The organism is Bacillus sp. SIMBA_074 (assembly GCF_046534555.1).
Classification (GTDB): Bacteria; Bacillota; Bacilli; order Bacillales; family Bacillaceae_G; genus Bacillus_A; species Bacillus_A mycoides.
Window position 1 is genome coordinate 1 of record NZ_JAWRYM010001400.1, and the last position, 222, is coordinate 222.

Genomic DNA, 222 nt, shown 5'->3' on the forward strand with positions numbered 1-222 from the left:
TGACATGTGGAGCTGACGAATACTAATAGATCGAGGACTTAACCATATAATATGAAGCAATGTTATCTAGTTTTGAAAGAATATAAAAAACTTGTTGACTTTAAATGTCGAATAAGTTATGATAATTCTTGTCTTAAATGAATACAGTCTGGTAATGATGGCAGAGAGGTCACACCCGTTCCCATACCGAACACGGAAGTTAAGCTCTCTAGCGCCGATGGT

Annotated in this window: 1 rRNA gene; it reads left to right on the plus strand. The window is 36.9% G+C overall.

The window, feature by feature from the left end:
* Positions 1–147: 147 nt before the first annotated feature.
* Positions 148–222, plus strand: a 5S ribosomal RNA gene (gene rrf / locus SB773_RS35310); the annotation flags it as partial.